Source organism: Sanguibacter sp. Z1732 (genome assembly GCF_051020515.1).
Taxonomy (GTDB): domain Bacteria; phylum Actinomycetota; class Actinomycetes; order Actinomycetales; family Beutenbergiaceae; genus CALKWS01.
In genome coordinates this window covers 1747820-1768513 of sequence record NZ_CP194857.1, presented here as the reverse complement: position 1 = coordinate 1768513, position 20694 = coordinate 1747820, and the positions used below count along the sequence as shown (strand labels likewise).

Below are 20694 nucleotides of genomic sequence, written 5' to 3'. Positions count from 1 at the left end.
AGCCACGGGAGCGGTTGGCTGAGTCAGCAGACTAGGGTGAGGGATAACGCAGGACGGAGACAAAACATGGTCCAGGACAGTCACACTACGAGGGTTCCCTCCGGCGAGACGCCCTCGGTCGGCGCACTGCTGGCCAAGGTCACCGAGAACATCTCCGCGCTGGTGCGCGATGAGATCGAACTCGTTCAGACCCAACTCGCCGAGAAGGGCAAGGCGATGGGCCTGGGTATCGGCCTGTTCGTCGGTGCGGGAGTTTCCGGGCTGTTCATGCTCGGTTGGCTGCTCACCGCCGGGATGTTCGGTCTCGCCACCGTGATGCCCTACTGGGCGGCCTCGCTCATCGTGGCCGGGGTGCTGCTCGTGGTCGTCGTGATCCTGGCCCTGCTCGGCAAGTCGGCGCTGTCCAAGGCGCCGTCGCCCCAGACCGGTGAGAACATCAAGAAGGACGTCGAAGCCGTCAAGCAGGGAGTCAAGTCATGAGCACCGAGACCGGCAAGGGGCCTGGGGCAGCCGACCCCAAGGAGACCCGTAAGCGCACCGCCGACGAGATCGAGGCGGACCTGGCAGCCAAGCGGCTCGAACTGACCCGCAGCGTGGACGCCTTGGTCGACCGCGTCGACCCGCGCACCCAGGTCTCCGGTTTCGTCAACGACGTCAAGTCGGGCGAGCCCCGCGCGGTCTCCATCGTCGGGGGCGTTGCCGCCGCGATCATTGGTGTGATCGGTGTGACGATCCTGCGCCGTAGCCGCTGATCCCGGCGTTTTTCCACGGGCCCTGGGCAGCCTGCCGCAGGTAACCAGTTGGCCCATCGCCACCGCCTACATGTACGGTGGTAGCACGAACACATTGACCAAATCCCGGTGGTCACTACGTCCTCGGACGGTGTGGCCCCGGCAGTATCCGGTGGAGGGGGTCTCGCTCATGGGGCGCGGCCGTCAGAAGGCAAAGCAGACCAAAGTCGCTCGGAAGCTGAAGTACTACAGCCCCGAGACGGACTACGAGGCGCTCGAACGCGAACTCGCCGGTGGGACGCAGACCGATCTTGCCGATCGGTACGACATCCCGCCCGCGACCGACGAGGACGACGACTGGGACAGGCCCTCGAACTGAGGCCGTGACCGGGTGTGCCACAGGGGTCCGTGACCCCTGAACCACCTGGGTTGCTCAGCCGTGCCCGGAACGGGACGACGGTGGCGCCGTCACGCGGTGCGGTACGCGCCATGCAGCTGCACACCTCCGCCGTGCACACCCTTGGTGCCCCGCACCACCGGCGCCACGGACTCGTCGATGCTGCCGGCCCGGTGCACCTGACCCAGCACCCAGGCGGGCACGCCGCGCTCGCCGAGCAGCCGCAGCGTCTCATCCACCCCGTCTGCCGGCACGATGGCGACCATCCCGACGCCCAGGTTCAACGTCGCCTCCAGATCCGTCCAGGGCACCCTGCCCAGGCCGCGCACCACGTCGAACACCGCGGGCACCTGCCAGGACGAGCGGTCCACGGTGGCCACCAGATCGGCCGGCAGGACCCGGGCCAGGTTCGCCGCCAGCCCACCGCCGGTGATGTGGCTGAAGGCGCGCACACGTGCCGGAGCGTGGGCGGCCAGGGCCAGGGCGTCACGGGCGTACACCCGGGTTGGTTCCAGTAGTTCGGCGCCCAGGGTACGGGCGAACTCCGGGACCTGCCGGTCCAGTTCCCATCCGGAGCGGGCGATCACGGCGCGCACCAGCGAGTACCCGTTGGCGTGCAGACCGGAGGAGGCCATCGCGACCACCACGTCACCGGCACCGACTCGGTCCGGGCCCAGCACGTCGTCGGCCTCCACGACCCCGGTGGCCGCGCCGGCGACGTCGTACTCGTCCGGGGCGAGCAGCCCGGGATGCTCTGCGGTCTCCCCGCCCACCAGGGCCGTGCCGGCCACCTGGCACGCCTGCGCGATCCCGCGCACGATGTCGGCGATGCGCTCGGGCACCACCGAGCCGGTCGCGATGTAGTCGGTCATGAACAGTGGCGTGGCGCCGACCACGACGATGTCGTCGACCACCATGCCCACCAGGTCGAAACCGATGGTGTCGTGCACATCCATTTCCTGGGATGGCGACCTTGGTGCCCACCCCATCGGTGGAGGTGGCCAGCAGCGGGCGTCGGTAGTCCTTCAGGGCCGAGGCGTCCACCATTCCGGCGAACCCACCCACGCCACCGATCACGGCGGGTGTGTGCGTGGCGCGCACCGCGTCCTTCATCATCTCCACGGCCTTGTCACCGGCCTCGGTATCCACTCCCGCGGAGGCGTAGGTGATCGGGCTCCCACCCGGGCCACCCGGTCCCCCGTCCGGGTCCGCTGCGCCCGGCGCCCCTGGTACGTCGGGGCCGTCCTCATCGTGGCTGGTCACGGCCGCAGCAGCGCTCCTTCACCACCGGGGGCGGTCGAGAGGGCGTTCAACCCGTTCTGCGGATCGCCCAGCGGCAACTCCTCCTGGTCCAGCATCATCGCCTCATCAGCCGGTTCGGAGACCGGCAGCGGATAGTTCCCGGTGAAGCAGGCCGTGCAGAGCCGGGCGGCGTCCTGTTCGGTGGCCGCGATCATGGCCTCCACGGAGATGTAGCCCAGCGAGTCCGCACCCAGGCTGGCCCCCACCTCCTCGGCGTTGAGCCCGTTGGCGATCAACTCGGCCCGGGTGGGGAAGTCGATGCCGTAGAAACAGGGCCATTTCACCGGAGGAGCGCTGATCCGCACGTGCACCTCGGCGGCACCGGCCTCGCGCAGCATCCGGATCAGGGCGCGCTGGGTGTTGCCGCGCACGATCGAGTCGTCCACCACCACCAGCCGCTTGCCCCGGATCACCTCCCGCAGCGGGTTGAGTTTGAGACGGATGCCGAGTTGTCGGATGGTCTGGGAGGGCTCGATGAAGGTGCGGCCCACGTAGGCGTTCTTGGTCAGCCCCTGGGCGAAGGGGATGCCGGACTCGGTGGCGTAGCCGATCGCGGCCGGAGTGCCGGACTCGGGCACCGGGATCACCAGGTCGGCCTCGGCGGGCCATTCCCTGGCCAGCGAGCGGCCCATCTGCACCCGCGCGGCGTTGACGGACCTGCCGGCGATGGTGGTGTCCGGGCGGGCCAGGTAGACGTACTCGAACACGCAGCCCTTCGGGGCGGCCTCGGCGAACCTGCGTGAGCGCAGCCCGTCGTCGTCGATCACGATCAGTTCCCCGGGTTCGACCTCGCGCACCACCGAGGCGCCGATGATGTCCAGGGCGGCGGTCTCGGAGGCGACCACCCAGCCCCGGGACAGGCGCCCCAGCACCAGTGGGCGGATCCCCTGGGGGTCGCGCGCGGCGTACAGGCCTCGTTCGTCGATGAAGGCCAGCGAGAAGGCGCCGCGCACCCGCGGCAGCACCTCCATCGCGGTGGTCTCCAGGTCATGGCCGGGGTCGCCGCTGAGCAGGGCGGTGAGCACGGTGGTGTCGGTGGCGCAGGAGTCCAACCGGTGCCGCACGGCGCTGCCGTAGCGCTCCTCGACCAGGCCGATGAGCTCGGAGGTGTTCGTCAGGTTCCCGTTGTGCCCCAGCGCGATCGTGCCCGAGGAGGTCGGCCCGAGGGTGGGTTGGGCGTTCTCCCAGACCGAGGCCCCGGTGGTGGCATAGCGCACGTGACCCAGGGCGATGTGCCCGGTGAGCGGACGCAGCGCGGTGTCGTTGAACACCTGGGAGACCAGACCCATGTCCTTGTACACCAGGATCTGCTTACCGTTGGAGGTGGCGATCCCGGCCGACTCCTGGCCGCGATGCTGCAGGGCGTACAGGCCGAAGTAGGCCAGCTTGGCCACTTCCTCCCCCGGTGCCCAGAGCCCGAAGACGCCGCAAGCGTCCTGGGGGCCCTTCTCCCCGGGGAGCAGTTCATGTGAGAGTCGACCATCTCCGCGCGCCACGGCACCATCGTCCCACATAACGCCAGGGCCGCGTATGCCGCCAGGGCGGGCTCGCCGGGTCAGGATCGACGACGACGGGCCCGGGCGTCCATGAGCAGCGCCACCGCGCAGGCGACCAGGGCGAACACCGGAACCAGGAAGACCGAGAGGAACAGGAAGACGCCGGGCAGGGACAGGAACTCGGTGGGCCGGGCGAACACGGCCGTGACCACCGCGCAGACGATCAGGCCCACCAGCGCGCCGAGCATCCCGATCCGGCGGAAGCGAGGCACCTTGCGCACCGTGGTCGGGTCCGCCATCGCCATCGCCTCGTCGCCGCTGACCACGTCAGCGGTCGACGGCGCAGCCTCCCGGGCGGTATCGGCGCCGGTTCCGGCGCGGGCATCCTGAGCGTCATCCACTCCTCCGACGCTAGCACCACCGATCACAGCGGCAACGGCAGCACCTCACCGAGGTCGGCGCGCAGCCCGGAGGCCTGCACGCGACCACTGGCCAGCGCCTCATCCCAGCCGAGCGTGCCGGTGGCCAGGGCCAGCCAGGTGTGCGCGTCCGTCTCGATCACGTTCGGTGGCGTACCGCGGGTGTGCCTGGGCCCGGCGATGGCCTGGGTGACCCCCGCCGGGGGGACCCGCACCTCCACCGCGTTGCCGGGGTGGTGCCGGGTGAGCACCTGCAGGGCGAACCGGACGGCGGTACGCACCTGCGTGCCGTCGGCCGCGCCGGTGCGCCACGCCTGCAGTGCCTGGACGCCCTCCTGGGGCGCTATCGCTCGAGCCACGCCTGGAGGTTACCGGTCGCCGCAGCCGTGGCACTCCCGAGGGAGCACGACCGGCCCTTCATCGGACCAGGCTGCGCGCGGCGGGGTCCGATAAGGGGTTGCAACGCCGGTACCTAGCGCTACTATGTACCAGTAGTGAGTGACACTGAGTAGTGAGGTGCGATGAGTAAACAGGTCACCGAGATGCTCAAGGGCACGCTGGAGGGTCTGGTGCTGGCCATCTTGGCCTCCCGGCCCGCCTACGGCTACGAGATCACCGCGTGGCTTCGCGATCAGGGCTTCACCGATATCGCGGAGGGCACCGTGTACGCCCTGCTGGTCCGCATCGAGAAGCGGCAACTGGTGGATGTGGAGAAGGTCCCCTCGGAGAAGGGTCCGCCGCGCAAGGTCTACACACTCAACGCCCAGGGACAGCAATACCTCGATGAGTTCTGGAGGAACTGGACGTTCCTCACCGAGCGAGTCGACCAACTCCGTCAGGAGGGGAAGTAGAGATGGCAGAGAAAAGGAAGTGGTTCGAGTGGCTGACCGGCTCGCTCGAGCAGAAGAAGCGGTACAAGCAGCAGCAGGAACGCGTGAAGCAACTGCCGGCCGGCTACCAACAGGCGCAGGAAGCCATCGAGCGCTATCTCATGCACCGAGGTGGGATCAGCGACGGTGAGGAGTTGCTGCAGATGCTCGACGACCTCACCGAACTCATGGAACGTGCCGCGGCCGACGGCACCGCCATCAACGACATCATCGGCGAGGATCCAGTGGACTTCGCCGACGAGTTCCTTGCCAACTACACCGACAGCCAGTGGATCAACAAGGAGAAGGCCCGGCTGAGGAGGTCCGTCGATGACGCGACCCGGAGGCAGGACGCCGCGGACACACCATGACCCCCCGACGACGCTCACCAAACCCGCCATTGACGTCCGTAACCTGACCAAGAGGTACAAGGACAACGAGGTCCTCACCGGCGTGGAGTTCGCAGTTGCAGCGGGAAGCATCCTCGCGCTGCTGGGCTCCAACGGCGCCGGCAAGACCACGACCGTTCGGATCCTCTCCACACTGCTGAAGGCCGACTCCGGGACCGCCCTCGTCAACGGTATCGACGTTGCCCGCGACCCCGGCAAGGTGCGCGAGTCGATCAGCCTGACCGGACAGTTCACCGCCGTGGACGAGATGCTCACCGGCCGGGAGAACCTGATGCTGGTCGCGCAATTGCGCCATCTTGAGAACCCCCGCGTCATCGCAGAGGAGTTGCTGGAGAAGTTCTCGCTCATCGATGCCGGCGCACAGAGGGCCTCCACCTACTCCGGCGGCATGCGGCGACGTCTCGACCTCGCCATGAGCCTGATCGGTGACCCGGAGGTCATCTTCCTCGATGAGCCCACCACCGGCCTGGACCCCAAATCCCGGCTGGAAGTGTGGGACTCCATCAGAACACTGGCGCGCGGGGGCACCACGATCTTGCTCAACACCCAGTATCTCGATGAGGCCGAGCAACTCGCCGACCGGATCGCGATCCTGCATGAAGGGCGCATCATCGCCAACGGGACCTTGTCCGAACTCAAGGAACTGCTACCCCCGGCCGAGGTCGAGTACGTGGAGAAGAGGCCCAGCCTGGAGGACATCTTCCTGGCTATTACCAGCACTGACCCGGGCGCACGCTCCCCGGAGAAGGACCAATCATGAGTACGCACGCCTTCAGTGAGACCAGAACTCTGCTCGGACGGTCCCTGCGCCACATCGCCCGCAGCCCGGACACCATCATCACCACCGCGATCATGCCGATCGCGTTCCTGCTGCTGTTCGTCTACGTCTTCGGCGGCGCCATCGACGCCGGTACCGACGACTATGTGAACTACCTGCTGCCCGGGATTCTCCTGATCACCGTGGCGTCCGGGATCGCCTACACCGCGTACCGGCTGTTCCTGGACCTGCAGAGAGGCATCTTCGAACGGTTCAGTTCGTTGCCGATCTCCCGATCCGCCACCTTGTGGGCACACGTGCTGACCTCGCTGGTCGCCAATCTGATCTCACTGACCATCGTCATCGGCGTGGCTCTCCTGATGGGATTTCGCTCCGGTGCCGGTGTGCTGGAATGGCTGGCGGTCGCAGGAATTCTGATCCTGTTCACCATGGCGCTGACCTGGCTAGCCGTCATCGCCGGCCTCTCCGCCAACAGCGTCGAAGGAGCCAGCGCATTCTCGTACCCGCTGATCTTCCTGCCGTTCCTCAGCTCGGCGTTCGTACCCACCGACTCGATGCCCTCTGCGGTGCGAGCCTTCGCTGAGAACCAGCCGGTCACCCCGATCGTGGAGGCACTGCGCAACCTGCTCACTGGTCAGGCGCTCGGCGAGGAGATCTGGGTCGCCTTGGCCTGGTGCGTCGGAGTACTGCTGGTGGCCGTCCTCATCGCGGTGAGGATCTACCGCCGCAAGATCTCGTAGACGACTCGCCTCACCGCGCGCCCGCCCGGCACGGGGCAGATCCGGCCGCCTGGCCCGGCACTTCCGCGGCACTCTCGACCGAGCCCGCCGGCGCCCGGCCGCCCGCTCCCTCAGAGCACCTCGAGGATCGCCACAGCCCGTTCGCGCAGATCGGCAGCAGCGTCTGAGGCGAGGGTGTCCGGGCCCTTCGGGTTATCCAGGTGCCGGACGAACCGGGTCAGCGCCTGCTCGGCGGGATTGGCGCTTCCGCCCTCCAGATGCCGCTGCGCCTGCGCGAGCGCGTTCGTCAACCGGTGCCCGATCGGGCCGTCGACGTCACCGGAGGTCCGGTAGTCCTCCAGCGCACGTCACGTTAGTGATGATCGCGCGCGCGGCCAAGCCCGTTCACCAACTGTTCCTCCGCCGGTGGCCGCGCGGCTACCGCGGGGTTCGCCTCCGGCTCGTCGGTGTGGCCCGGTACTCGACCCGGCCCGAGCCGCTGGTCCCGGCCCGGTAGGCCCGCACGGAGCGCAGCCGCGGAGATGGGCCCCGGAGTTCGATGCGCAGCCGCCGGACGGTGACCGGGCTGACGGCGTGGAGACGCTTGTGACCCACGCTCAGCCCGGCGGCGAGCACCTCGGCCCCGGCGGGATCCGTGCCGGCCGGGGCGGCGTCGTCATCGATCAGCACCCGATGGGCGCCGATGCGCTGGCCGTCGTCATAGTCCTCGGCGAGTTCAACGTGGTCGATCGTGACCGGGTCCTCGAATGTGGCGGTCCAGACGTCGCCGGAACCGCTCAGGTGTGCGCGGATGGGCCACGCGAACCGCCGGTCGAGTTCGGTGCGCCACTGGCGCAGCCTGGCCGCGTCGTCATCCCCGATCAGCCCGCGGTCATCGGGCGGGACGTTGAGGAGCAGGTTCGTTCCCATCCCGACGGAGCGGTAATAGATCCCCAGCAGGTGCTCGGCGGACTTGGGCTCATCGTCACGAGCCCAGAACCAACCGCGGCGCAACGAGACGTCGCACTCCGGGGGCAGGTAGCGCGGTGCGTCGAGGGCTGCGGTGTCGGAGACGTAGTTGGACACCTCGGTGCTCTCGACCACGTAGTGCACCGGATCGGCAGCCAGGCCGTCCTCGTTGCCGATCCAGCGGATCGTGGGCCGTCCCATGTTGAAGACCATCGCCTGCGGCTGGAACTGGTCGATGACGGCCATGACGCCGTCCCAGTCATAGGCTCGTCCGTGGCTGCCGGCGCCGTCGAACCACAGTTCCACCAGCCGTCCGTAACCGGTGCACAACTCCCGTAGTTGCGCCTGGTAGAAGCGGTCATAGGCGTCCGGGTCGTCATAGCAGGCGGCATTGCGGTCCCATGGCGACAGGTACAACCCGAACGGCATGCCGGCCTCCCGGCAGGCGCGCGCCACCTCGGCCACCACGTCCCCCCCCGCCCGTCGCGCCACGGCGAGGACGCCACGGAGTAGTCGGTGGTGGCCGTGGGCCACAGGCAGAACCCGTCGTGGTGTTTGGCGGTGAGGATGAAGTAGCCCGCGCCGGCGTCCTGCGCCGTCCGTACCCACTGAGCCGCGTCGAGGTCGCGCGGATTGAAACTCGCCGCCGGCAAGGTGCCGTCACTCCACTCCATGCCGTGAAAGGTGTTCACGCCGAAGTGGCAGAAGAAGCCCAGTTCCAGGTCTTGCCAGGCCCGTTGACCCGGGCTGGGCGGGATGGGTCGCATGGTCGGGGAGTTCGGCAGAGGCGGCATGGTCGGCGAGGCTACCGGCCGGCCGTCCTCTCCGCGATCACCACCACGTGGCGCGCCCGGGTGCCAGCGTCTCTGCGTAGAACGCGTGAGGACAGCCCTCAGGGGTGCGTGCCGGTCTCGGTGTGACTGTGGCTGGCCGGTTCTGCACCAGCACTTCGACATTGACCGTGTCAGAGGCTCCAATTCGGGACCACCCCCGCATGCGCGGGGAGCGCGTAGACATTGGCCCTGCCCGGTATCGGCGCGCGGGACCACCCCCGCATGCGCGGGGAGCACGCCTTAGCCTCCTGGGGTTGACCCCAGGGGAGCACGGTCCGCTGAGTCGGGGTGGGGCACGTCGAACGGGACCACCCCCGCATGCGCGGGGAGCACACGAGTCGTGCCCGGATGAGTTGCTGCCGGTGGGGACCACCCCCGCATGCGCGGGGAGCACGCATGTCGCCCAGGGCAAGATGTGGCGCGGAAGGGACCACCCCCGCATGCGCGGGGAGCACCAGGTCATCAACGGCACCGACGACCGCCAAGGGGGACCACCCCCGCATGCGCGGGGAGCACGGCGATCTGGTACGTGGACGTGACGGCGGACAGGGACCACCCCCGCATGCGCGGGGAGCACATCGGCGACGGCTGGCAACAGATGGAAGACCGGGGACCACCCCCGCATGCGCGGGGAGCACGGGCTGCGCGCTACGGGCCGCCCATCGTGGCAGGGACCACCCCCGCATGCGCGGGGAGCACGCGGACCGCTCCGCCCACACGCTGCGGCACCGGGGACCACCCCCGCATGCGCGGGGAGCACCTGTGGAGCGCCGGTGTGGAACTCATCCAGGGCGGACCACCCCCGCATGCGCGGGGAGCACTTGTGCTTCTGCTAGCCGGCGGTCGTGGTGGCGGGACCACCCCCGCATGCGCGGGGAGCACCCCAGTTGCATGGACGAGCCGCGGGGGCGCAGGGGACCACCCCCGCATGCGCGGGGAGCACGTGGTGGTGCGCTCCCATGCCCCGGTCTCAGCGGGACCACCCCCGCATGCGCGGGGAGCACGAGGCGCTACGGCAGATCCTCGACGGCGCCACGGGACCACCCCCGCATGCGCGGGGAGCACCCGGTTGAGCCATGCGAGTGGTCGTTCGAGGGGGGACCACCCCCGCATGCGCGGGGAGCACCTGGTCGATGTGGTGTGGCGTGAGCGCTCCCAGGGACCACCCCCGCATGCGCGGGGAGCACTCATCGCTGGCGCCGGCGGCAAGCCCCGCGCCGGGACCACCCCCGCATGCGCGGGGAGCACGTTGTTCTCCGCGACGGCGTGCGGTGCGGGCAGGGACCACCCCCGCATGCGCGGGGAGCACATGGACTTGGCCACCAGGACGCCGGCGCGACTGGGACCACCCCCGCATGCGCGGGGAGCACCCCAACTCGTTGCCGTCCTCAACGGCCGGCAAGGGACCACCCCCGCATGCGCGGGGAGCACCCCCGAGGTTGGCTACGGCATCGACGTGCACCGGGGACCACCCCCGCATGCGCGGGGAGCACCGGATCATCCGACCAGTCCGGCACCGGTTCGCAGGGACCACCCCCGCATGCGCGGGGAGCACGGCCCGGTGTTCGCGGCGGCTGACGGGACCGTGGGACCACCCCCGCATGCGCGGGGAGCACGTGGAGAAGGTGGAGCAGTTGACCGATCCCGAGGGACCACCCCCGCATGCGCGGGGAGCACTCATCTGTACCGCGATCCATCGAACAGTCACCGGGACCACCCCCGCATGCGCGGGGAGCACCTAGGGCGCCTGGTGCTTCTGATGCGACGCTGGGGACCACCCCCGCATGCGCGGGGAGCACGGGTTCGCCTCCCGCCCGGGCCTGCAGTGGAAGGGACCACCCCCGCATGCGCGGGGAGCACGCGCTGATCCAGCAGTGGATGGATGCTCAATTCGGACCACCCCCGCATGCGCGGGGAGCACCGCTCGGCCATCGCGTTGGACATCTGATTCGTGGGACCACCCCCGCATGCGCGGGGAGCACGTGCCAGTGCCTAGGTTGGGGTCGGTATTCCACGGACCACCCCCGCATGCGCGGGGAGCACCTCAGTGATGCGAGCCTACTAGGACCTAATAGGGGACCACCCCCGCATGCGCGGGGAGCACTTGTATGCTTGAAGCAGGCGCCGGTTCGCCTCGGGACCACCCCCGCATGCGCGGGGAGCACGCCATGACTTACGTGGACGCTAACGGCTGGACGGGACCACCCCCGCATGCGCGGGGAGCACCAGGCCGAGGACGGTCGCGGCTTGGAGGTATCGGGGACCACCCCCGCATGCGCGGGGAGCACAGTTGCTGACCTGCAACGTTACCAACCAAACCGTCGCGTCCGTATTAGTTTGCGCTAACCGCAAGGCCCATCGCCGCGCTACCGACTACCGCGCAGCCGACGTTCGGCGAAACTCCAGTTCTTGGGCGGCGAACTGCCCCGAGTCTGTCGAGCCATCACCTTCTGGGCGCAACATCAATGAAAGACCTTCGAAATCGATGGGCTCCCAATCGTGCCCGTGAACCCAGAAGCCGAGGCGCTGCTCCGAGCGTTGTTGGAACACCATCAGCGCTCGGCCTCGTCCGACGCCGTCGACGATGCGGTCCCATAAGTGCTCCCGCACGCGGCGCGATACGTGTCCCACGAACACTCCCGGAGCAATCTCCAGCAGCCACCGTGTCAACACGCCACGTAGTCCGGCCGGTACCGCCGTGAGCACGACCACCGTCACCAGTCAACCTCGTCCGCGTAATTCGTCCCGGAAGCAACTGAACCATCGGCGGCGTCCCAAAGGACGATAACGTCAGCCCACTCATCATTGAGGTCGCCCTGGTCTCCGATCAAGAGTTGACGAACATCTCGCACGCAACGCTCGAGGATGTGCTCTTGGTAAATCGCATCACGCATACAGCGACGAGCATGGGCACCTACATCGGTAACGCCAGCGGAGGCCACGTCAAACGCTACGGGAATCGAGGTCGACGCCTTGTACAGATCGGCCACGTCATGGACGAACGCTCGATCTCCGCCACTGTGCACAAACCCGAGGCCGGCGGCGCAGCCCATCGCCACAATCACTGAGTGAACGATGCCGTAGAGTGCGCTGTTCGCCGATGAGAGCGCCTTATTGACCGGGTCCGACGCATCGAAATCATCAGGGCGGTAATCGCGCCTGTTCCATGTCACTCCGGTACGTTGACTCTCTTCGCGGTAAAGGGCGCGTACGCGAGCACCCTCGCGTCCGCGGAGTTGTTGCATTGTCAACGTCGACACGTCTTCGTCCGGAAATCGCATCTCGTACATTGCGCGCGCCACCCGGAGCCGGCTTCGTGTATTGGACACCAGTGCGGCCTGCGCCTCCAAGAGCCGGCTTGATCGAGTCAGGCCCCGCCCTCCCGCGTAGAATCGCACGCCGTTCTCACCGACCCACACAACTGAGGATCCGGAATCTGCCAGCAGCATGACCGCATGGTGCGTCACCCGGCATCCCGGCCCGATCAACACACAGGACAACTGAGCGGCTGGAACATGTACGACACCGCGGGAACTCTTGAGGGTGATCGCGTTGTCCGCCCGGCTAATCAACGCGTGCTCAACATAGAGAAAGGAGATCCGCTCACCAGCCCGGACAAGTTCAACTGGCGTCGGCGGCCTCGCGCCCGTCAGACTCACGGCGAACTGAAAGGCGCCAAAGTCATGAGGCCGCAGCCATAAGCCTTGGCGGGCCCGAACCCATCAAGGAGCCGACGGCGCAACTCCCCCTGATCGGTCACGGTCAGGATCCCTTCAAAGACCGCGGTACTGAGCGTGACCGTCCGAGACTTCTTCGCGAAAGTCCAAACCTTCCGCTCAACGACGTCGGCGGAGGGAGCATTCTCGTCGCCCATTGTAAATCCCCATCGCGAGGCTCGCGTGAGGAGCCAGTGGCGCTGCTGCGCGACTGTCACGTGGCCAACCCGCTTCCCTCGGATCCGTCTGACCTCTCCAGAGCCGCTATTACCAGCCTGTACCTGGTCGTTCGCAGGTTCTAAGACGTTGCGAACAGGGTTTGCGCGCAAGCGGAACTGGAATTGCCTTCCGTTTTGAACGGCATCAAGGACAGGTTGGTATTCCTTGCTCTGCCATGGTGACTCGAATTGGGGCCATCCGTAGTCCTCCACCAGACTGGTGGCGTCCGGTGGTGGTAGCGACGAGAGGACAAAGAGAAACACGCCATCTTCACGCTCGTCCAGCCTCCACATCACTCGTCCGGGGTCGACTGATCTGGGAAAGCAGGCAGTCACCGCCCCGTGCATCCGATGAGGGTTGGCGAGGACTTGCCTCGTTGCGCGTCTGCGTTGGTTGATCTCTATACGCGTCAGGAACATCAGGATCCTGTCATCTCAAAGGGATCATGCGTCGTGAGGTACCGGCCTTTCATGCGTGGCCGTCCCTCATGATTACGCACCGAGCACACCGCGTGGAGCACTGGTCTCATGGCATATCGCCGGTGGTGTGGATCGAAACTCAGCGGAGCATCCGGTACCAGTTCCGTGGTCGCTTCGCCTGGGAGAACATCACGGACTATTTCGAGATCGACTTCAACCGGCTGCCGGCGGCGCCACCAAAGCGCAGCTTCCCAAGGTGCGCCAACCTCCTCCTCGGTCGAGGCGAGCGCATCAGCGACCCCCATCTCCCGCACACCGATGTGCACGCTCCGTGCTGGTGGGCAGGAACGGCGGCCGAGATAGAGGGGGTACTCTGGCCGCCGCACGGCCAGCGACAATGAGTCGATCAACTCCTGTGGTCCTTCAACACCAGCTACATAGACCGCGTCGCTGAGGTAATAGCGTTGCGTCAACGGCATGGCTCGACTGCCATCGAGACTTCGTGCTGTCTGAAAGTCTCGAATCACCCGGCCCGGCTGATCAAGGCGCACGCCGAAGCGCAGGTGTAGTAGGTCCTCGATCGGTTCACTGCGCCGCCGCCCTTGTGCGGCCGCAAGCAAACCGAGAATCGCGCTCTTCGAGGGCTGGGAGTCGGTGAACCGGTAACTGAATCTGGACCTGGTCCCCCACGACTGCATCGGGCCAGCCAATCGCAGCAAGAGGGTGCTCATGAGGCCACCGTGAGGCGCTCGTCCACGACCGCCCCTACTGCCTGGGGAAGGTCGGCGAAGTTTGTCGGTTCCCCCAGGCCGTCGAGAGATACTCCGCAACCGGGCCCACGCCGACTGCCCACGAACGGGCGGGACCCATGCCGTAACTATCTGTGATCGAACGGGCCCAGTTGCGCAGGGCTTCAGCCGCCTCGTGGACGTACCCGCCGTGCTGTCCAGGTGTCACCGGGGTCTCGAATGCCCCGACGTAGGAGACCGGTTGATCGTCACGCACGGAGACGACCACCGCCTCCGGCAGAGTGTGGTTGGCGAAGGTATTTACCTTTCCGGTGGGCATGGAGCGCACGAAGGCCGAGATGAACGCCTCCACGGCCCGTCGAGCCATTAACTGATCGCCCAAGTTTTCACTTAGGTCTCGCAGGTTGATCGACGCGTAGCGGTACAAGGTGGCCGAGGTGAACTCGACTGTGCCAATCATTCCCGCGCCGGCGTCTGCAGCCTCCTCCTGCTCCCCCTCGCGTTCCTTGAGATCATCAACCGCGGTGAAATAGTCGTACTCGGTGTCAGCGGCATGCACCGAGATGGCGTGGGCGACCTGGCAGGATGCATCGACGTTCAGATCGGTGTCGTTCGCCACCATGCGTCCGAATAGCGCCAGGTCGATCGAACTCCCCTGACCCAGAGCCTGCTTCGCCGCCCTCTTACCCTTAGTGACGGCTTTGATCGCTTGTTCAACGTCGTCGTCGGTCTCTCCGAGCGCATCCAAAGCGAGTTGAGCCAGCGTTGCCGCTTGCTGCCACGACACCAGAACGAGGAACTCAGTCTCCTCTCGGTCCGCCCGCCTGGACTTCTCCAGCTTCAGCCCGGCCGCCTCGACGGCAGCCGTCGCCAGCGCAGTGCTCGCTTCGATGTCAAGGTCTGCACGAGCGGATTCGATCCGCCTGGCCACCATCTCCACCACTCGTTTGGTGCGAACACCAAGGTCGCGTTCGTCGAGATCCTGCACAAATTGCGTCCGTGTTGCCCGCTTCCATGCCTGACTCGACACCCGTGCGCGCCGCACACCGCCGTAACGTGCCGTCTTCGGGACCCGGTATCGTCCCGATTCACACAACTTGGCGGAACGGATTGCAGGATGTGGACATCGATGTAGGTCATGATCGCTCCTCAGTCGTTGCGGTGGTTGGGATGTCTTGCGTGTCGTCATTGGCACGTGGCGAGCGGCTCCGATACTGGCGTGCCCAGCGGAGCCGAACGCCATCACGGCGTGCCGGCGTCCACAAATCGGCTAGATCTTGGGCCAATCGGCCGTAGTCCATGCTCAGCCCGGCGTCCCGGAGCATCATGACAAGGCCCCGTAGGTGATAGGCACCCTCATCGGGCGTTGAGGCAGTGACCAATGCGTCGAACCGTCGGCGCACCCCGGGGGATTCATCACCTGTGCCACCGCCGCGCCGTCGCGCTAGTTCTCGGATAGCACCGCCAAAGGAAACTTGGGTGGAGTGGGCGATGTCCGCCTTTCCCTGCCGATGCAGTGCGAACAAGGTCAGTGCGTGGTGCGCGGCTCGTTCGGCCGGGCTCGGATCGTCTCTCTCGGCCAATGAGATTCTCGGGGACGACCCCGATCGTGTCCTCCCACACGTCAGGCAACTGCCCGGGCGCCGTATTGACAGCACGGCGCAATTGCGCGATGCGGGCTACGGCGCGAGGCGAGCCCTTGAGGCTCGCGGCTTGCAGATGCTGAACACGCGCTGCTACGGCAGTTGCCAGCGGCGTGTGCCGCACTGGCCTGGAGGCCCGCGCAGCATCTTCAGGGGCCTCGTCAGGCCCTTCCATAGCGTTCACTGGCGCGGTCATCGACTGACCTCCTTAGTCGTCTTACTGTCAGTTCCGAAGGCCAGTGGCAAGGCCTTCAACAAAGCGTTACCGAACATCGCATCTGCGCGCCCCACATCGATCCGTGCACCGGAAGCGCCATAGCCCTTCCATGCTCTGTCCGGGGCGTTGGCAACGATCTCCTCCCCCAGACCGCGGAGCGTTCGCCAGGCGACCTGGTGCCATGCGCCGACGGCGCGACTCGGGTCGTCCTCGTACTGGAGCAGCGAAGTTCGCAGCCACGTCCGATACTTAGGATCAAGTGCCGCGTACCCGGTTTCGCGCGCCATGTTCCTCGGCCCTTCGAGGGATGAACCAGACGCCCCTGCGGCAGCCGCGACATTGGCAGCGAGGAAGCGGAGTGCATCAACGCCGCTACTCGCAGCCTCTACTGCGTCAAGGGCAACCTTGCGTAATTCCAGCTGATCAGGATCCAGTACTGCGGCAGGGAGATCGAGGCTGTCCTCGACGATCTCGTCAATCACCGACTCCTGGGAGCCATACTCGACGCTGATCGCTCGCAGGTGCACGAGCCCATGCTCCAGCAGGGACGAGTTCCGCAGTTCCGCGACGTGCGCAAGGATCTGGGACCTTGCCGGGCGTTCCTCATCGTTTGGCGCATGATCGTGGATGATGTTGGCCAAGCCGCGCCACAGTGCCGATCCCGGTTGATGCTTACGTGTCATCTGGATCCGCTGTTTGTACTTCGCGGTCTGCGGTTTGGAGTACCGCCAGAGCGTCAACGGCTCACGGCGGATGAGATCCTGGCGCTGCTGCAGCAGGAATCGGTCGGCGTAGGTGATAAGAACGCCGGTGACACCGCCACGGTCCTCTCGGAGCAGGATCTGTCGCGGTTGCCAAGTGAAGAGATCAACGGGTCCGGCTGGCCGGGACGGGCCGAGAGCGTCCACCCTCGCTGGCAGGCCTTCGACGCGGGGAACCGGTCGCTCCCAAGGTGGTAGGTCGCTGGCGAGTGCCTCGTCGTCTTCAGGCAGTGCTGCCCAAAGGTGAAGCATTAGGGTATGCATCAGATTCTCGCCGCGCAGATGGATCCCGCCAAGTTGTCCCGTCCAGGCCACACCCTCGGGATATACCTTCCCGCCCTTGGCGCGGGGGTGGCCCACAACTCCTGTCTTGATCCCGGAGGTGTCGTACGCCTGGGCGTGTACCAGCCAGCGGGCTGCCTCAGCGGCGCTGATCGACCGCAGGCTGCGCGCAGAACGCATTGTTAGGTAGGGCGCCCCGTTCGGAACGTCAACGACGATCTTGCTCAGATCGCTGTAGTCTCCCTTCGCCGTCCGTAGCCCAGGAGTCTGGAAGAACGGCTCGGTAGGATGAAAAAGGTCGAACCGCTCCCGATGGCGATCCAGGTACGCCTGCACCTCAGGGAGTACGCGGTTGTCCCAGTTCGCGACTAGAGCCTCCACGGCACGCGGAACGTCGTCGGCGCTCGTTGGTGTGAACTTCGCAAGCGCCCGATGGAGGACCGCCAGACAAAGGCGCAACAGAACGAACGACTGGGTGGAAACGTCACCGCCGATCGTTCGGACGGACCTCGCTTGGCCAATGGTCTCGGTGAGGGACAATTCACGGACGATTCCCGCTCTGTCCAGAACAGGAACCCATGGCTCATCCAAGAGATTGAAGCCTGACTCACTAATCGCGGTCATAGGTGATCTCCAGTCCGGTGATGGGGTCGTAGGAAGCGAGGAACGGCCCCATCCGGCCCGTTCCATCCGGTCTCAGCAGGAGGATCAGTTGTCCGCCGAGGATGGGGTCTTTCTGCCATGCGGCGTAGTAGTTCACGTTGAGGTCGTCGAGCACTTGGTCGGTATCCCGGGGGTTGTTGGTAGTCCAGCCGGGAATTCGCACCATGCACTTGGCAAGTGCCCTGGTGGTCGCGGGGTCGGGCTGCTGATCGGTCGAGATTCTCCGGTCGTCATTTAGATGCGCCGGCAACCGCAGCCCGTCATCGGCCTGTTCAAGTAACAGGACCTCGAAGCCGCCGTCTGGTTCGCGCACCTGCGGACTGCCGACGGTGTCCGTGTCGGCTTCACTAGCGTTCGCCGCCAGCATGTCGATCAGGGTCCTTCTCTCTCCTGGTGACCGAAGCCGGTATGCGCTTGCGTTGCGCCACCGGATTCCGGTCGTGTTGTGGTGCTCCTCTGCAGCGGCCTCCATGGCTTGTGCCCACTCCTGGGGACCGAGACCCTTCCTCCCCATAACAACGCCGGACCAGCTCCGGCACGTCTTGGGGAAGGGTGATAGCGCCGCGGGTGTGCATGACGTGATCAATCAGCGCTGCCGATCTCAAAAGCAAGTGAGTGCCATAGACCCTTGCGCTCCCGCCATCGAGGGACTCGGGGCCCGCCTCCGGGTCGAAGCCGGTCACGAAGCACCGCGGGTGACGGAGCCGTGGTGGGCGGGCATCGCCGCGTTCGTGACGATGCAGACGCCCGATCCTTTGCAGAACGAGGTCGACCGGTGCGAGGTCGGTGACCATGAGGTCGAAGTCAATGTCAAGTGACTGCTCGACTACCTGGGTGGCCACCACGATGCGACCGTCACGGGAATTCGCCTCGGGATTGCCGTCGGTCGGTCCGAACGCAGTGCGTAACCACTCGTCGTTGCGCGCGCGATCGGCGGCGATGAACCTCGAATGAGCAAGGTGGACCCGACTACCGAACCGCTCCCGCAACGCCTCGTAGCGGGCACGCGCTCGGTTGACGGTGTTACAGACGACGACGGCGCAGCCTCCTTCGGACAGTTCGGCCCCCAGGAGGTCGGCAAGGTGTTCGGTGCCGTGCCGCAGCCATGCAAGCGAGACCCGACGTTGAACCCCGGCGGGCGCTGCCTGTTGAGTGACGAAACCTTCGGATAGACAGGTCATGACCGGGTAATCGGTAGTCGCGGGGGCTACCGGCAGTGGCACTTTCGTGTGGCCTGATCGCACCGGAAGGTCAAGATCTGGGTCCAGTGCCTCGGGATTCGGGGGGAGGCCCGCTCGCCGGCCGCGCTCGTAGGCCTGAATCATGGCGGTCCGCTGGCCTGGTGGAAGCGTCGCCGAGAGCGCGACCACCGGGGCGCCGTACCGGCCAAGCCATTCCAGTGCTCGTTCGAGATAGACCATCATCCAGGCGTCGGCTGCATGTACCTCGTCAAGGACCACGACCTGTCGCGCTAGACCTAGATGCCTCAGTACCACGTGCCGGGAGGCGAGCGCCGAGAGCAACTCGTGGTCGATCGTAGCGACCACAGTATCGGCGAGCGCTGCCTTCTTCCGGCCGGAGGTCCAATGGTGAGCGACCGCCTCGGCAGTCACGTGTCGACGTCCTGCCCATAGCGGCACGTCACGCTCGTCTCGGCCGACCTCTGCGGGAACGCCCGAAAATGGTCCGGTCTTGTTGGTTCCTCCGCGGGGCAAGGAACTGAACCGCTCGTTCAGCGGCGCCCCGGAGTGGCGCAATTGGACGGATCGGACGGTAGTGTGCTTCTCATCTGGAACACCGCGCCACCAAGGCAGCACCCTATCGAACATGGCGTCGGTGGTGGCCCTGGTCGGCAAGCCGTAGAAGACGCCAGAGCGGCCGAACCTGCGCGCGAAGACCTCTGCGACGAGTAACGAGGCTTCCGTCTTTCCGGTGCCCATCAATGCCTCGATGATGAGGAGTCCTGGGCCTGGCATCTCTCGTGCGGCCGTGACTGCGCGACGCTGCATGGCGTTGGCCTGGTAGTGCTCGGCATTGACGAACCGGGAGCGGAGCAAGCGTGTTGGCTCTTCTCGGAGGGCTTCATCCGTTGGCTGCCATAGGGGTAGGAGGGACAGTCGCTGCCAGGCCCGGTCAGCACGCGATTGCGAAGATTCTGCGACTTGTTCCGGCATCGGAACCAGCGGGAACTGGCGATCGTTGGAAGCAATCCAGTCCGCCGTGATGACAAGTCCGGTGAGGAGCATCTGGCTGGCATCACTGAGCACGATCTGCCCTACCGCTGAAGTTGCCTCATGGAGGTCGAGATCAGTTAAGACGTGCTGGATCAGGGAAGTTCTGGCTTCCTCCCAATGCCCAACGCCGACTAGCCAGCGCGAGTCCATCACGTCATTAAGTAGTTGCTGTGTCGGTGGAACGCCGTGGTGCCCCCCGATGATGACCGCGAACGCATCAGCACTTCGTCTGCTCGCGCCATACCCGCGGAGCAGATCTCGGACCAGGACGTGGCCTACTACGGAATGCGGTAGGCGTCTGGAATCTGTCACATCCGCCGCGTCGTGCCACCTGAAGCCGTGGGCCTCCATGTGCTCGCGCATGCGCGGGACCTGTCCCGCGAAAGCGCGCGATAGTTTTCCGATGTCGTGCAGGGCGGCGGCGAGTACAGCAATCTGGCGCGCCAAGGTTTGGTCCCCCACGTCGCGCTCAACGACGGCGCGAGGACCCGGCCCGGCCCACTCGTCCCACAGCAGACCAATGGTGCGCCCAGTGTCCGTGAGGTGAGTGAGGAGCGGTAACCACTGCTGCTGCTCACCAAGTTCGACCTTGGGCGCCTTCGCCCAAGCCTGTCGCCACATTTCGACTAGTTGGCGTGCGCTCGGACGGAACGCTCAGTCCGCACGGATTTGTCGAGAACTCGTGACGATGTTCGGATGAATTCGACCTCCCGCATGCAGCGGACATCTTGCGTCCGACCGGACCAGATCTGTGAAACCAACGACGGCCTCCTTGCCTCCGATTTCAATCACGCTAATCGATCAACCTGCCCTTCGTCCTCGTTATGGGGCCATCGATTGCGGCGGGAAGGAATCCCGGGACAGCACT

At 66.2% G+C, this 20694-nt stretch carries 21 protein-coding genes, 2 pseudogenes and 1 CRISPR repeat array; of the genes and pseudogenes, 7 read left to right on the top strand and 16 right to left on the bottom strand.

Translation table 11 applies throughout. The features are described from left to right. Nucleotides 1–66: 66 nt before the first annotated feature. From ACRRRO_RS09395 to ACRRRO_RS09385, 3 genes are all read left to right on the top strand, one after another. Entirely contained in the window at nt 67–480 is a 414-nt protein-coding gene (locus ACRRRO_RS09395; RefSeq protein WP_424795315.1) for a phage holin family protein, read from the top strand. After that, nucleotides 477–752: a DUF3618 domain-containing protein gene (locus tag ACRRRO_RS09390; RefSeq protein WP_424786878.1), complete on the top strand. Its 276-nt coding sequence runs from the start codon at nt 477–479 to the stop codon at nt 750–752. Before ACRRRO_RS09395 ends, ACRRRO_RS09390 begins: the two co-directional genes overlap by 4 nt. Nucleotides 753–921: 169 nt before the next feature. Then, entirely contained in the window at nt 922–1110 is a 189-nt protein-coding gene (locus tag ACRRRO_RS09385; protein ID WP_424795778.1) for a DUF3073 domain-containing protein, read from the top strand. Between the two features lie 89 nt (nt 1111–1199). Here the strand turns inward: ACRRRO_RS09385 and purM are convergent. The 4 genes and pseudogenes from purM to ACRRRO_RS09365 all read right to left on the bottom strand — a co-directional run bounded on the left by purM (nt 1200) and on the right by ACRRRO_RS09365 (nt 4704). Further along, a pseudogene (purM, locus tag ACRRRO_RS09380) lies at nt 1200–2298 on the bottom strand (phosphoribosylformylglycinamidine cyclo-ligase). Between the two features lie 89 nt (nt 2299–2387). Next, nucleotides 2388–3944, bottom strand: coding sequence for an amidophosphoribosyltransferase (gene purF / locus ACRRRO_RS09375; RefSeq protein ID WP_434081437.1), 1557 nt, complete (start codon nt 3942–3944; stop codon nt 2388–2390). A gap of 41 nt (nt 3945–3985) precedes the next feature. Beyond that, nucleotides 3986–4327: a hypothetical protein gene (locus tag ACRRRO_RS09370; protein WP_424795317.1), complete on the bottom strand. Its 342-nt coding sequence runs from the start codon at nt 4325–4327 to the stop codon at nt 3986–3988. Nucleotides 4328–4350: 23 nt separating this feature from the next. Next, the gene (locus ACRRRO_RS09365; protein ID WP_424795318.1) at nt 4351–4704 is read right to left on the bottom strand and encodes a sterol carrier family protein; all 354 of its coding nucleotides are present in this window, start codon (nt 4702–4704) and stop codon (nt 4351–4353) included. A gap of 162 nt (nt 4705–4866) precedes the next feature. Here ACRRRO_RS09365 and ACRRRO_RS09360 point away from each other — a divergent pair, with 162 nt between their 5' ends. The 4 genes from ACRRRO_RS09360 to ACRRRO_RS09345 are packed head-to-tail and all read left to right on the top strand — an operon-like array spanning nt 4867 to nt 7142. Then, nucleotides 4867–5196: a PadR family transcriptional regulator gene (locus tag ACRRRO_RS09360; protein ID WP_424786882.1), complete on the top strand. Its 330-nt coding sequence runs from the start codon at nt 4867–4869 to the stop codon at nt 5194–5196. Between the two features lie 2 nt (nt 5197–5198). Next, complete coding sequence (locus ACRRRO_RS09355) at nt 5199–5585, top strand: DUF1048 domain-containing protein (RefSeq protein ID WP_424795319.1); 387 nt, start codon at nt 5199–5201, stop codon at nt 5583–5585. After that, nucleotides 5545–6384 (top strand): ABC transporter ATP-binding protein, encoded by an 840-nt coding sequence (locus ACRRRO_RS09350; protein WP_434081436.1) that lies wholly within the window; start codon nt 5545–5547, stop codon nt 6382–6384. The genes ACRRRO_RS09355 and ACRRRO_RS09350 overlap by 41 nt, the downstream gene beginning before the upstream one ends. Continuing rightward, complete coding sequence (locus ACRRRO_RS09345) at nt 6381–7142, top strand: ABC transporter permease (RefSeq protein ID WP_424795321.1); 762 nt, start codon at nt 6381–6383, stop codon at nt 7140–7142. The genes ACRRRO_RS09350 and ACRRRO_RS09345 overlap by 4 nt, the downstream gene beginning before the upstream one ends. A 110-nt stretch (nt 7143–7252) precedes the next feature. On the opposite strand, the gene ACRRRO_RS09340 is transcribed toward ACRRRO_RS09345, so the two are convergent. The 12 genes and pseudogenes from ACRRRO_RS09340 to cas3 all read right to left on the bottom strand — a co-directional run bounded on the left by ACRRRO_RS09340 (nt 7253) and on the right by cas3 (nt 20447). Continuing rightward, nucleotides 7253–7483: an FIMAH domain-containing protein gene (locus ACRRRO_RS09340; protein ID WP_424795780.1), complete on the bottom strand. Its 231-nt coding sequence runs from the start codon at nt 7481–7483 to the stop codon at nt 7253–7255. A 76-nt stretch (nt 7484–7559) separates the two neighbouring features. Further along, nucleotides 7560–8582 (bottom strand): alpha-L-fucosidase, encoded by a 1023-nt coding sequence (locus ACRRRO_RS09335; RefSeq protein ID WP_434081435.1) that lies wholly within the window; start codon nt 8580–8582, stop codon nt 7560–7562. Between the two features lie 62 nt (nt 8583–8644). Then, nucleotides 8645–8764: pseudogene (locus ACRRRO_RS09330) on the bottom strand (hypothetical protein); the annotation flags it as partial. A gap of 306 nt (nt 8765–9070) precedes the next feature. Beyond that, nucleotides 9071–11211: a CRISPR direct-repeat array (repeat unit 29 nt; unit sequence GGGACCACCCCCGCATGCGCGGGGAGCAC). Between the two features lie 85 nt (nt 11212–11296). After that, nucleotides 11297–11641: a type I-E CRISPR-associated endoribonuclease Cas2e gene (gene cas2e, locus ACRRRO_RS09325; protein ID WP_424795323.1), complete on the bottom strand. Its 345-nt coding sequence runs from the start codon at nt 11639–11641 to the stop codon at nt 11297–11299. After that, nucleotides 11638–12582, bottom strand: coding sequence for a type I-E CRISPR-associated endonuclease Cas1e (gene cas1e, locus ACRRRO_RS09320; protein ID WP_424795324.1), 945 nt, complete (start codon nt 12580–12582; stop codon nt 11638–11640). The genes cas2e and cas1e overlap by 4 nt, the downstream gene beginning before the upstream one ends. Further along, nucleotides 12579–13277 carry a type I-E CRISPR-associated protein Cas6/Cse3/CasE gene (gene cas6e, locus ACRRRO_RS09315; protein WP_434081434.1) on the bottom strand — a complete coding sequence of 233 codons (699 nt, stop codon included), beginning with the start codon at nt 13275–13277 and terminating at the stop codon, nt 12579–12581. The genes cas1e and cas6e overlap by 4 nt, the downstream gene beginning before the upstream one ends. Then, nucleotides 13277–14008 carry a type I-E CRISPR-associated protein Cas5/CasD gene (gene cas5e / locus ACRRRO_RS09310; RefSeq protein ID WP_424795326.1) on the bottom strand — a complete coding sequence of 244 codons (732 nt, stop codon included), beginning with the start codon at nt 14006–14008 and terminating at the stop codon, nt 13277–13279. The genes cas6e and cas5e overlap by 1 nt, the downstream gene beginning before the upstream one ends. 34 nt (nt 14009–14042) lie before the next feature. After that, nucleotides 14043–15215, bottom strand: a complete 1173-nt coding sequence (cas7e, locus tag ACRRRO_RS09305; RefSeq protein WP_434081433.1) for a type I-E CRISPR-associated protein Cas7/Cse4/CasC — start codon at nt 15213–15215, stop codon at nt 14043–14045. After that, nucleotides 15163–15684 (bottom strand): type I-E CRISPR-associated protein Cse2/CasB, encoded by a 522-nt coding sequence (gene casB, locus ACRRRO_RS09300; protein ID WP_434081432.1) that lies wholly within the window; start codon nt 15682–15684, stop codon nt 15163–15165. Before casB ends, cas7e begins: the two co-directional genes overlap by 53 nt. Before the next feature lie 177 nt (nt 15685–15861). Then, entirely contained in the window at nt 15862–17553 is a 1692-nt protein-coding gene (gene casA / locus ACRRRO_RS09295; RefSeq protein ID WP_424795329.1) for a type I-E CRISPR-associated protein Cse1/CasA, read from the bottom strand. Next, entirely contained in the window at nt 17540–17959 is a 420-nt protein-coding gene (locus tag ACRRRO_RS09290; RefSeq protein ID WP_434081431.1) for a hypothetical protein, read from the bottom strand. Before ACRRRO_RS09290 ends, casA begins: the two co-directional genes overlap by 14 nt. After that, nucleotides 17940–20447, bottom strand: coding sequence for a CRISPR-associated helicase Cas3' (gene cas3, locus ACRRRO_RS09285; protein ID WP_434081430.1), 2508 nt, complete (start codon nt 20445–20447; stop codon nt 17940–17942). The genes ACRRRO_RS09290 and cas3 overlap by 20 nt, the downstream gene beginning before the upstream one ends. Nucleotides 20448–20694 lie beyond the last annotated feature (247 nt).